General features: G+C 59.3%; 9 protein-coding genes. 5 read left to right on the top strand and 4 right to left on the bottom strand.

Annotation, left to right across the window (positions count from 1 at the left end; genetic code table 11):
• Window positions 1-279: 279 nt before the first annotated feature.
• The 3 genes from DQ353_RS21415 to DQ353_RS17115 form a co-directional block, all read right to left on the bottom strand.
• The gene (locus DQ353_RS21415; protein ID WP_146755312.1) at window positions 280-891 is read right to left on the bottom strand and encodes a hypothetical protein; all 612 of its coding nucleotides are present in this window, start codon (window positions 889-891) and stop codon (window positions 280-282) included.
• Window positions 892-1,148: 257 nt separating this feature from the next.
• Window positions 1,149-2,078, bottom strand: coding sequence for a hypothetical protein (locus DQ353_RS17120; protein ID WP_146755311.1), 930 nt, complete (start codon window positions 2,076-2,078; stop codon window positions 1,149-1,151).
• 311 nt (window positions 2,079-2,389) lie between these two features.
• Complete coding sequence (locus DQ353_RS17115; protein ID WP_181578467.1) at window positions 2,390-5,185, bottom strand: DNA methyltransferase; 2,796 nt, start codon at window positions 5,183-5,185, stop codon at window positions 2,390-2,392.
• 454 nt (window positions 5,186-5,639) lie between these two features.
• Here DQ353_RS17115 and DQ353_RS17110 point away from each other — a divergent pair, with 454 nt between their 5' ends.
• The 3 genes from DQ353_RS17110 to DQ353_RS17105 all read left to right on the top strand — a co-directional run bounded on the left by DQ353_RS17110 (window position 5,640) and on the right by DQ353_RS17105 (window position 9,423).
• Window positions 5,640-6,878, top strand: coding sequence for an ABC-three component system protein (locus DQ353_RS17110; protein WP_113764394.1), 1,239 nt, complete (start codon window positions 5,640-5,642; stop codon window positions 6,876-6,878).
• Between the two features lie 81 nt (window positions 6,879-6,959).
• Window positions 6,960-7,451, top strand: coding sequence for a three component ABC system middle component (locus DQ353_RS22035; protein ID WP_220094045.1), 492 nt, complete (start codon window positions 6,960-6,962; stop codon window positions 7,449-7,451).
• 4 nt (window positions 7,452-7,455) lie between these two features.
• Window positions 7,456-9,423 carry a DUF3732 domain-containing protein gene (locus DQ353_RS17105; RefSeq protein WP_113764393.1) on the top strand — a complete coding sequence of 656 codons (1,968 nt, stop codon included), beginning with the start codon at window positions 7,456-7,458 and terminating at the stop codon, window positions 9,421-9,423.
• A 245-nt stretch (window positions 9,424-9,668) separates the two neighbouring features.
• Here the strand turns inward: DQ353_RS17105 and DQ353_RS17100 are convergent, their stop codons facing one another.
• Window positions 9,669-10,403 (bottom strand): TIGR02391 family protein, encoded by a 735-nt coding sequence (locus DQ353_RS17100; RefSeq protein WP_113764391.1) that lies wholly within the window; start codon window positions 10,401-10,403, stop codon window positions 9,669-9,671.
• A 192-nt stretch (window positions 10,404-10,595) separates the two neighbouring features.
• Here DQ353_RS17100 and DQ353_RS17095 point away from each other — a divergent pair, with 192 nt between their 5' ends.
• Together DQ353_RS17095 and DQ353_RS17090 are read left to right on the top strand one after the other, a co-directional pair.
• Complete coding sequence (locus DQ353_RS17095) at window positions 10,596-10,979, top strand: hypothetical protein (RefSeq protein ID WP_113764389.1); 384 nt, start codon at window positions 10,596-10,598, stop codon at window positions 10,977-10,979.
• Entirely contained in the window at window positions 10,976-11,734 is a 759-nt protein-coding gene (locus DQ353_RS17090; RefSeq protein ID WP_113764387.1) for an RES domain-containing protein, read from the top strand. Before DQ353_RS17095 ends, DQ353_RS17090 begins: the two co-directional genes overlap by 4 nt.
• Window positions 11,735-11,742: the final 8 nt, after the last annotated feature.

The raw sequence follows: 11,742 nt of genomic DNA, 5'->3' as shown, positions 1-11,742 counted from the left end.
CCCCAGCCGGGCCGTGCGCGCATGGGCCGCCCCGGTGATCGTGGCAATGCTCATGGGAGTATCCCCTTCCCGTTGATCCGTATGGCTGCGGTTATGCCTCCATAATACCCTGCATGGACACTAAAGTACCCAGATAGAGACTGTAAATAGACAAAAAATCTACCATTCGGCATGTACGAACAGGGCCTAGCTGAACGACAGATGTGCGGTTATCGGCGATTGAAGGCAACGCCTTCCCCCCCGCGGGCACCGGGTTGCCGCTGCGCCAACGCGGAAATCCTAGGTCGCTATGCCGTTCTGGAGGCGCGGATACGGGTCCATCTTCACCAGTCCACGTGCCAGGGCTGACATGAACCGGGGATTCTCGTCGAACTCGTCGAATTCGAATCCCACTGAGGCCCAATAGGAAACCAGCTTGTCAATGGCATCTCGACGCGCGGGCTCCGGGAGGCTGTCGGCGTTAATGGGTGCCGGTTCGAGCACCACGAGCGCATCGGGTGCAAGGTCGGTCAGCGCCCGGACGGCACTGACCAGCAGGAACTGGCCGAGCTTGTTTCCCCGCACGTCCTCATCCAGTTCCACGGACGATATGAACACCATCCCGGGGGCGTCGAGGAACTCCATGCTCGCTACGGCGAATTCGGCCGCGGCCATGGGATCGGCCGACACCTCGTCGGCCCGATCCAGGAACGCTGCTGCGGATGCGCCAAAAGGAACCACGACCAGATGGGCGCGACCGGCAGATCGCTGGCTGCCCAGATCGTCGTGTTGCACGACGAGTTCCGCATGGTGTTCCCTGGCCCCGTACTCGTGCTGAGAGGGTGAGGTCGTGTGTAATTCGACCGTCCAGTAATGGCCGGTTTCCTCCGGATCGGGCTGGTCTGCTGTCATGGGTTCATCCTTGCACGGCCATCCACCGGTATGCACCGTTCTGGAGGTAGCGGGCTTTTCGGGGTTCCCCCCGCTTTCCCGGCACCGGCCCGGCGCGAGATCTGCTGCTGCAGCAAGCAGGGGCATGGTCACCCGGGCGCAGGGATACCAACGTGCATGAATCGCGGGGGAGCGAACCGAGGTTCGGGCCGGAGGGGCCTGCATGGTGCCATGTGCCCAGCGCCATGGCCGACCGGATCCGGAATCGTTTGTCGATCCTAGCGCCACCACTGCCGTCGTGCCGGGATCCTGATGACCGGTATTTCGTGCGGTTGAAGGGGGCGTTCGGGGATCGGACGAATGGCGTACGGGGTGATTCGTTCGTTCTCGTGCTCGTCCGCCAACGTATCGGCCTGGTGCTTGTTGACGTGGCGCAAGGACGTCAGGGCGCTGGCGAGCAGCGTATCGAGCCGATGGATTTCCCCCTCCGCGGCCAGGAGCCGCTCATGGTCGGTGACGGCCTGATAGCCGCACCAGTGGCGGAGGATCTCATGGACGGGCTTGTGCCGTTCGAGGTAGAACTTGTATTCCAAATCCGGCGAGGTAGGCAGAAGTTCATTGGATTCGAAGCTGGTTACGGTTCCCCCGTGCTTGGATTTTTCCCGGGCTTCGGCTTCCTCGGCCATGACCACTTCAAGCACGGGAGCCGGGTTTTTGCGGCAGAGCAGTTCCGCCACACGAAGCGATCCCCGGGGGGAGAGGCAGGTCTTGCCGTCATAGAGGATCCAGGCGAACTCGTGCTGCAAAACGGAGAGGGACTGTCCGATGAGTGGCTCGAACCTGGGTTGGTCATGGATCAGAAGGGCCTCGTCCACCGGAGACGCGAACAGCTCGGCAACCTCGGGCGGCAGGAGAAGCGCAGTGGCTTTCCACAGGGCGCTTTCCTCGGCCTTGGTGAGGGCTTCGGCCCGAAGGCGCCCCAGCCCTTCCATCAGCGCATCGTAGTCCCCGACTTCGTCCCACGGGACGTGAAGCCTGCCCCGGGGAACGTTTTCCTCGAGGCCGACCTTGTCCCCGGACAGATGCCTGATGTCTGCGCGGAATTTTTGTCCCTGCCGATGCAAGGCCCTCACGAGGACGCGTTCCGAGGCCGCATCGTCCCGGCGGCGGTAGGCCCATTCTTCGCCAGAATTCGGATCAATCTTCATGTCCATCACGACCACAGGCTCGTGCTGAAAGGGCCGATGTCAATACGGGATCGGGAATCACGATGAGGCATGTGCTCATTCTTCATCTTCGGTCCGACAGAGCAGCATGCCGACTCGCCCATTCCTGCCCCGCTGGGGGACAACTGACCTAGGCCCGTGCCGCACAGGGATGATATGCCAGCTCGATCACCTTTACACCAATGATAGGAGACCCCCTCACACAGCTGCGGCGCCGTCTTGCAGAAACAACTCACTGACCCAAGCGCCGCTCGGTAGCGCTAGATCCCTCAGTCTTCGGAGGGTCGAGCGGCCTAGGACTCATTGGCGAAGGGGTTGTAGTTGCTTGAGTCAGCGGATAGGGAGGCATTCAAGTCGTAGAGCTGATTCATGACTTCTTCATTGTCATCGAGCACGGATACCGACCACCCGTAGGCCTTGCAGACCGCTTCGTCGAGCCGCTGATGGGCCAATCGAAGTGCGGCGAAAGCTCCCTCGTCCATCGCGTTGTACACGGCTGTCAGCCCTGCCTGCTTCTTTCCCTGAGAAACCAGTTTCGCACTCGCGTTGGATCGTTCCAGAACCACACTGGCCACCGCCATCTCAATGGCAGCCGATGTACTTGTCGTCCTGTTTGGAAACGGGAAGGTTTCGAATGTCGTTGAGGGGGTGTATCTGATGTCGGATTTGAGGGTCGATGATTGCTCCCAGGCCCAGGCCTTGTGAGCGAAAGACGCGAGCACACCAAATGTCCAGTCGTCGTCCCGAGCAATGACATTGGTTGCATCGCTGGGGCACCAAGCCTTGTCACCCCAAATGAAAAGCAGCCTCTTTCCATGCCGACCGACAGAGATAAAGCGCGAGAGAGGCGCCAGAGCGGTACGCATCGCCGGCCTGGCTTCGCCGTGGCGCCACCACTTTTCACGCGTTGTCTTGCGGCGATTCTCATCGCGGATGGGCTTGACGCGCTGGCGAATGATCTCCAAAGCGGCCGGATAGGCCATGGCATCGTCCAGGTCGAGAAGACCGAAGTCGATTATCCAACCCGACGGGACCAGATCCGGGCTGTCAGCGATGTCATTGCTACCCAAGTGAGGAAGGACAACATCTGCATAATTGGCGTCCGTGAGGGCGAGAAGCGCTTGAGCTTCCGAATCTTCCAACAGGAATCCCTTGCCCACCGGAATGCACCCCTGGAAAGAAAGTCCACTGTTGGGAGCCAGCTTGGACGCCGTCGGATTGGCGTTCCCGACTTTCAAGGAACTACTGATCTCCTCAACGGGCATCTTGTCCAAGAGCCGTCCGGAAGGAGGCAGGGAAGGGCTCTTGACCCAGTTGACAATCGAAACATGCACGGCTGCATCACCAGGCCACACCTGTGATGACACGGCATCGGTGATGACAGCCCCATTGGCGATGATGTAGTCAAGGGAGGCCCCGCGGGCCTTGTTCTGCGACACGGAGTTGGTGGCCACCAGTCCGGCCCGGTGCCCGTCTTGCATGCTGTCGTTGGCCTTGCGGAACCAATATGCGCACAGGTCGACCACGCCGGCCTTGAACTCGGTTTTGAGGAAGTCAATGTAGTCATCCCCGTTGGACTTGCGGATGTGTTGGCTTCCGATGAAAGGCGGATTGCCGATGATCGCATCCACTGCCGGCCAGTCCGACTTGAGTGCGTCTGCTTCAATGATGGTGCTCAGGTCGTGCAGCGGCAGCGGGTCATCGCCCTGGACATTGAGCTCGCGGGACATCTGGGCGTGGCCCATCCAAATGGTCAGCCGGGCGATCTGCACGGCGAAAGGCTCAATTTCGATCCCGTGCAGGTTGTCGATGGGATAGAAATCAAGGTGCATCCGCGGGTGCTTGCCGGCCGCCTGCGTCGCCTCGTCGATCCTGTCCTTAAGATAGTGCTCCAGGCGCCGGATTTCGCGGTAGGCCACATACAAGAAGTTGCCCGACCCGCAGGCCGGGTCCAGGACCTTGAAATCGCACAGTTCCCGGAGCAGTGCCTCGAGGTCCTTGTACTTGGTGGTCGCGGCGATGCGGTCGCGCCACGGTTTGAGGATCGTCGGTTCGACGATCTGCATGATGTCCTGCTCATGGGTGTAGTGTGCGCCGAACTGGCGGCGGCGATCACCCAGGCAGCCTTCAAAGAGCGAACCAAAGATCGTCGGGTTCACGTACCGCCAGTCGAACCGGGAGGCGTTGTGCAGGTCCCGAACGTCCATGGCGGTGAGCGGAATGTACGGTACGTCCTCCAGCAGCCCGCCGTTGACGTAGGGCAGCCCGGCCAGGAACCCCTCGCTGCGGTCCATGGCATTCTTGGAGTTCATCGCGCCAAGGAATGACTGGATCTCGCGCCCGGGGATCCGCATTTTTGCGCCGTGGGCATCGTCGTCCAGGGACTTCAGGAGGTTGGCGAACCTTTTGGGCGGGATGAGTGCCAGGTCTTCGGCAAACAGCGTCCAGGTGCATTGGACGACGAAGCGGCGAAGCTGGTCTTCCGTGAGGTCGTATTCGTCCTTGCCGATAAAGCGGCGGCCCAGCCGGTCGAAGAGGTCGATCATGTTCTTCGATGCTTCGATGGTGATCTTTTGGCCCGGCCCGCCGTAGCTCGGGGTCTTTCCCTGGCCCATGAGGAACGCCAGCGAATCCACGAAGTCGGGCAGCTCGGCCAGAGAGAACACGTCCCGGGGTGCGTTCGGGTAGCGTCCCGGCTCCCAGACCTCGAAGCGATCGAAGGAACACAAGATGGTGAACTGCGGCGCAGGGAATTCCTCGGTGGCGCAGTACTTCCAGTAGCGCAGCATCTGCGGGCGGTGTTCGGCCAGCCGGACGGATTCCTTCGGGCCCTTCATTTCGATCAGCACCACACCGGGCCAGAAGAAGTCGATGAAGCCGTGTTTGTTGCCCTCGTCCAACGGAAGGTGTGCCTCGTGGCTGGCGTCGAGCTTCCGGGGGTCCGCCTCGCCCGTGTAGGCCTGGACGAGTTGGTTGATGAAGGTCTGTGCCCCGGCCTTTTCGGTCCCGGTGTAGCCCTTCCAGCTCTCGACAAGAGCCTCCAGCGATTTGACGACTTCGGCACGACTGCGCTGCATATGTTCCCCCACGGTTTCCGTTGCCCGTGGCAACGTCTAGCTGTATTGAATCTAGCCCAACCCCCGTCGTGGTGCCGATTTCATGGCTCACAAGGCGGTGTAAGTCTAACGATCGCCTAGAGCCACTTCGCAGCTCGCGGCATCCCGTAGCGGGAAATCTACTCCTAGCCGCCCTTGATTGGCGATGATCTCTACCCGCCGCCCTACTCACCCCGCCATGAGCCAGGAGGTCGAGCGGCCTGTCGACGCTTAATAGCCGATTTAAGGATTGATCACCGCGTATCCAGGCAAAGCTGCGGTCGATACTTCGCGTCAACTAAGGAACTTCAACCTTCGAGGCACCCGCGGATGAGTTACAAACCTACGGCCCCAAAAGGCAAGATCACACTATTCACATTATGATCGGCTAGGAAGCAGGCTGCTTTTTGATTGGCCGACTTTGTAACTGTTCGAGGAAGGAAATGAGATGGCCGGGCACAACGCTGCCGCATCTGCGGCAGGATATCTCTTCCAAACGAATTGGGCTCTTGTTGAACTTTTGCGCAAGGCTAGCTCCAGGCCCGACCAAGCAATCAGTATCGAACTCCACGACGATGTGGCGTGGACTGACGAAACCGATGAGGGGGACGCAAGGGAACTTCTCCAGATAAAGCTTCACACGACCGCGCGAGCCGCCGGTCTTGGTGACAAAGCCGTGGATATTTGGAAGACCCTCAAAGTATGGATGGACCGGTCAGATGCGACTGATCCTCAGGGACCGGATCTCGCCCTCGTCACGACCTCGGTAGCCAGCCCTGGAACCGCAGCCTTTGTCCTTTGTCCCAGCGATTCAGGTGGTGCGCGGCCCCGAGACGTGGCGGCCGCAGTCCGATTGCTTGTACGGGCCGCCAAGGATGCCACGAACACCGAGACGGAAGACTCCCGCAGACAGTTCCTCAAGCTTGGAGCTGCAGGACGCCGTAACTTAATCAATCGAGTTCGTGTGCTTGATGGTGCATTGCAGCCGCACGACCTGGATAGTTCATTGCGGGAGCTACTGGCCTATGGATTGCCTTCACATCGCCAGAGTGAAGACCGGTTTGTTGCCCAAGTTTGGCTATGGTGGGCCCAAATGGCAGTATCGATGCTCGCCGGGAGACGAGCCGTCGTTAGCGTCAGTGAAGTTCTTGCTTTTGTACGGGAGCTGCGTGATACATACACTAGCGAAAACTTACCGACAACTGTGTCCCTTTCGTCGGTATCTGAAGAGAACATTGCAGGTTACAGCGCCTCACGCTTCGTGGAGCAGTTGAAGCTGGTTGATTATTCAGGTCGCTCTCTTCGAAGCGCCATCATTGACTATCACCGTGCCGTCACGCAGGAAACAGACTGGTTAAGCGATAGCCTGCTCGGGCGGCGTGAGCTTCAGGATTTTCAAGCGGAACTGAGGTTCGAATGGGAGAGGGAATTCGACAGCATGGTCTACGACCTCGACGTTGCAAACCTTCCACCAGTTGAAGCCGAGAAGGCAAAGAGCCGAGCTGGCCGTCAGTTGCTCAACTATTTATTGAAGTCGACCGCTGTCACGGTCCGGACACACTATAACGAAGGCTTTTATGCTCGTGGAAAGAGGCATGAACTGGCTGGTCATGAGGACGACACTCAGAGAATTGGGTGGCATCCGGACTTCATGGGCCGAATCGATGCATTGGTCATCGACGCTTAATCCCTAAAATTCGGAGTCGCTGACGCTCACACTAGGGTGAAGAATCGCACTTAACTCTCTGATGCTGGCAAGATCAGTCTTATGACTGCATGGCATGAGCGTTCCCGGGCAGAGGCGACAATGTTGAACCCAGCCTTGTTGGCAGTAGTAGTAGCTAATGCAGCCTCTCAATACCGTAATTATGGTGGAAGCGAGATGACGTGGCCTCTGGCTTTCTTGGTTGCGCCCTTCGTTCTCCACCGCGGCACCCGCGAGGCACTCCCCAGGAGCATGAGAACGAATCTTGGAGCATGGATTGCGGATCATCCCGTAGAGCACGCCGGCTTTGGGCTTCGCGCTCTTTCTCTGAGAGATCCTGTCCGAGAAGGGCTGCGTTTTGGAATCACCAATCGAATACTCGAAATCGATAACGAAGGGCATGTCTTGGGTAATCTGGCACGCGGCCGTGGGCACACCTTGGAACCGAAGAGTGAAGTACAGGAAATCGTGTCAAAAGCCGGCTTCGTGGGCAAATGGTTGACCAAGGTGGAGCAGCCGGCGACCGCATTCGTTCTCCTCGGTGTGGCACCCTAGACTCGTGCAACTACTCTCGCTGATCCTTTACAACGCCGATGGCCGCATGCGCCAACTCCACTTCGTGCCAGGAGCACTGAACATAGTCACGGGTGAATCCGGAACGGGCAAAAGCGCCTTGCTCACCATTGTCGAATATTGTCTGGGCCGTGACACGAACTTAGTTCCTGTTGGCCCGATCACGGACACCGTCCAATGGTACGGTGCGCTGTGGCAGCTCGATGAAAATGGGAGCCGTGCCTTTGTGGCCCGACCAAAACCAGCAGGTCAAAATGCAACTACGTCAAGTGCAATGTTGGAATTTGGCGTCAATTTGGAAGCCCCATCGCTCGAAGACCTACGAACGAATATTGATACGAAGCAGTTGCGCCAGCAACTTGGGCGGCGTGTAGGCATCGAAGAAAACGAGACTGACCCCGACCCCTGGTCGTTACGGCATCCTTTTGAAGCCAATCTGGGACACGCGGCACTGCTCTGCCTGCAATCCCAATCCGAGATTGCCAGCCAGTCAGTGTTGTTTCATCGGATGGGTGAGCCCGGGATCGACCAAGCCTTGAGAGATACGATTCCATATTTTCTTGGGGCGGTTGCCCCCGATGAAGCGCTCAAGCGCGCGCAACTACGCGACGCCAAGCGTGCACTTGTTCGAGCCGGAACGCAGTACGAACGTGCGCAGTTGGCAGCGCGAACCATCAATGTGGAACTTGGCGCACTCTATGCCGAAGCCATGGCAGCTGGCCTCGCCGAAGAAGTCGACACCGCTGATGGGAGGGCAATTGTCAGGGCGTTGCAAGCCGCCTGTGTAAAGCGAATAAACGACCAGATGTCTACAGGTTTCGACGGGCAAGATCAATGGCGCATCATCGAAGAGCAGCGGGATGTTCTCTCCGGGGAACTTCGGGGGGTAATGGAAAATCGAGCCCTGCTATTGAATGAAGCCAAAACTACGGGCCGATTCCTAACTGCGGTGGAAAAGCAACGGTCCCGGCTCACCTCTCTGAAATTGCTCCCCGATCTCAGCGACACCCCCCACACCGACCGAGGAGAACATTTCCAATTCGATTGCCCTGCCTGTGGAAGCGATCTGCAAGATCCTGATCCGACAGCCAGTGCCCTTAGAAATAGTCTTGAATCCTTAAATAGGCAGATCGGAGACCTATCCGGTGCGCGGCCTGCACAACGCCAAGCGCTGACGGAACTCGATACCCGCGCGGAATCACTACGAGAGCAGTTGCGCGCTCTAGACGTGGCCCTTCGGAACCTGGATAGAGGTCGACGCGTCACCGATGAAGCACGCTCTGACAATCGGGACTTCACTCGTGGTCGCATTGACGCGACCTTGGCCCGGCTTGAACTAACCGACGAAATAACGGTTGAGGTATTGCGGCAGCAATTGGAACAGGCGCGTGCGGTCGTAGAGGCACTCGAAAGCGAACTCGACGACGATATGCGAAGAGAACAGCTCACGTCCCGGCTAGTTGCCATCGGTCGTGACATAAAAGCTTACGCAGAGCGACTGGAACTAGAACACAGTGCAGAGGATGTTCGTCTCGACTTGGCCCGACTAACTGTGGTTGCGGACACAGCGACCGGGCCGGCTCCACTTTCGCGCATCGGCAGCGCAAAGAATTGGGTTGGATATCACCTTGCCACTCACTTGGCTCTTCACCGCTACCTCACCCTGCAGAAGCGACCCGTTCCAAGGTTCCTGATGCTCGATCAGCCGACGCAGGCACATTACCCATCAGAAAAAGACAATAAGACGGGCCTCCCCGAGAAAGACGCCGACCGCATTGCTGTTCGGGCGATGTTCGAACTCATGAGGGACGTAGTCACCGAGCTCACGCCGGATTTCCAATTGATTGTCTGTGACCATGCAGATCTTCCCGAAAGCTGGTTCGAAGCGTCGGTGCGCCATAGATGGCGCAATGGCGAAGCACTCATCCCCATCGACTGGATTGATACGCCCTGACTAACTCTGGTTGATCAAGGGGCATGTTCGCCGGCCTCGCCGATATGTGGCTATTGAACAACGCATCTACGATCGTGCTCCAGCAGGGAACCGCGATTGACTTGAATGTGGAAGGCGGCGCCCCGAACCTTTCCGACACACTAGTCGTTGCCTGATTCCAGAAACGCCCCAGCGCTCCATGAGAAATGTCGCGTCACCGACATCCGATGTGGACGGCGTCCAGTGGAACGAGGGGAATTCAGGGTCTAAACCTTCGTAACTTCGGCCTGATCTATCCAGCGAGCCAGCAGGCTGAACGCAGCCATTTGTTCGAGGGCAATTTGCTCCTCGCCTCCACCGCCCTCCGTGGGCATGTGCATGCCGGGATTACGAATTGCCGTGTAAAGCCCGTCCGCGAAGGACCTGGCGCCCCGGTGAAGGTTTTGGTATGTTTTCCCGCCGTCGTCCTTCATCAACCTGAGCCGTGGTGCGTTGTCCTTCGGCTCGTCCAACGAGAACGCCTCGTTGAAGAGCGCCGTCTCGGAAACATCCATTCGTCCCAACTTTGCTTGGGTCTCAGCATTGATCCGGATGGCGGCCTGCATCACGGCTTGGTGGAAGTGACCGGTATTCCAATAGGATCTGCCGTTCTCCCACGCCCAGGGGTGCAAATTCGCGGCATCCATGTCCGGAGCATTGTCTCCAAGTTTCTCAGTGAGCTCTGTCGCTCGCTGAAGTGCGGCCTTGGCGCGGGACGCTTGGTCACGGAGCCATTCAAACTCGCTGTCTTCTTTGGGCCGGCCCCTACTCCAAGAGGGCAGTGCTCGGTCAAGGATCTGCTCCACAACGTGCGCGTGCTGGGATACCTCCGTTTCCGAACCGCGGATGTGTGATCCCATCATAAAAACACCGCCAGCACTGTTGTCATAGCCGACCTGATCGGTAGCGTGTAGAAACTGATCGATCTCTTCGACGGCCCATTCGCGATTCAACTTAGTCATGGGTTCATCTTGCCTTGTCGTACCGACAACCTGGACTTAATATGAAGTGTTGAGCTTCGCTCTCGCATACTCAGTCCGGACGTATTTTAACATGACGACGGTCCTCGGAATCACTGGTCCTCCCAAACTGCTCGAATCCATGTCATTAGACCAGGTGGGTTTAGGGTGTTATATGGGTGTTATCATGGTGTCATGAGCATATCCACCATCATCATCGCCGGCCATGCCGAGACGGCACGACTGGATATCCACGAGGTCGTCCGGCGCCTGAATTCCCACCTGGGTCCGCTTCTAGTGGCCACTTTGGCTGGCAGCAAGGACCCCAAGGCCCCCCACCGGTGGGCCAAGCCGGCCGGCTCGGTTCCCGGCCCGGCGTTCCAGAAGCGGCTGCTGCTGGCGCACCGCGTGTGGATCGCCATCGCCGACGCCGAGACCGACGCCATTGCCCGCGCGTGGTTCGTGGGCGGGAACCCCTTCCTGGAGGAGGACACGCCCCTGACCGCCATCCGCGAAGACCGGCACAAGGAAGTCGCCCAGGCCCTCACCGCGTTCCTCGAGGACAGGCAGGACGTTTGAACGGGCACAAGTGCGAGGCCACGGGCCTGTGGATCATTGACGGCTTCCGGACCGGATGCCGGATCGCCACCACCCACCGCGGTCCGTTGGACCCGCCCGAACGACTGGCCGGGGACGATCCGGCCGGCTGGAGCCGCTACGACACACCCGGCTCCACGGTCTACATCTCCGACGACCAGCAGATCGCCTTCGCGGAGGTCCTCTCCGGCTATGCCCTGACACTCGGCGCCGTGCATCCCCTGCAGAAGGACGCCGACTTCATGGGCATGGACCTTGAAGCATACCTGCGCTCCGTGGGCACCGAATGGGGCAACCAACTCGGCCTGGGCGCCCTGCCCAAGCACTGGCGCGACCGGCGCAGCATCTACGAACTCACGCTGCACAGCGGGGGCAGGTGGGTCGATGTCGAACACCCCGACTCCATCGCCGCAATCCGCGCCGGCATCGGTGCGCAGCTGCACCAGGAATGCGGACTCACCCAGCTCACCCTGGGCGTCCTGCACGGGGAGGACCGCGCCGCAACGACCCTGGTGGCGTCCTGGATCCGGAAGCAGGTCCTGGATGACGGAAGCCTGCCGCTGGGGATCCGGTTCAGGAGCAAGCACGGGGGCGGGGACTGCTGGGCGTACTGGCTGCGCCGCCGGGATGACGGCCTGGAAGGCGAGGAGATGGCCTCCAATGACGGCGCGCCCATCCACCTCCACAACCCGGCCCTAAAGACCGTGTCCCGGCGATTCGGCATTAAGGTCTGGTGAAGCCCTCA

The sequence above is a fragment of the Arthrobacter sp. AQ5-05 genome, assembly GCF_003287975.1.
In the GTDB taxonomy this organism is placed as follows: Bacteria; Actinomycetota; Actinomycetes; order Actinomycetales; family Micrococcaceae; genus Paeniglutamicibacter.
Note: the sequence above shows the minus strand (reverse complement) of the source record. Positions and strands in the feature narration are given on the sequence as shown.

Excerpts from the sequence above, each read along its gene's own strand:
- DQ353_RS21415 (WP_146755312.1), bottom strand. The coding sequence starts at position 891 with ATGACAGCAGACCAGCCCGATCCGGAGGAAACCGGCCATTACTGGACG.
- DQ353_RS17120 (WP_146755311.1), bottom strand. The coding sequence starts at position 2,078 with ATGAAGATTGATCCGAATTCTGGCGAAGAATGGGCCTACCGCCGCCGG.
- DQ353_RS17110 (WP_113764394.1), top strand. The coding sequence starts at position 5,640 with ATGGCCGGGCACAACGCTGCCGCATCTGCGGCAGGATATCTCTTCCAA.
- DQ353_RS22035 (WP_220094045.1), top strand. The coding sequence starts at position 6,960 with ATGACTGCATGGCATGAGCGTTCCCGGGCAGAGGCGACAATGTTGAAC.
- DQ353_RS17100 (WP_113764391.1), bottom strand. The coding sequence starts at position 10,403 with ATGACTAAGTTGAATCGCGAATGGGCCGTCGAAGAGATCGATCAGTTT.
- DQ353_RS17095 (WP_113764389.1), top strand. The coding sequence starts at position 10,596 with ATGAGCATATCCACCATCATCATCGCCGGCCATGCCGAGACGGCACGA.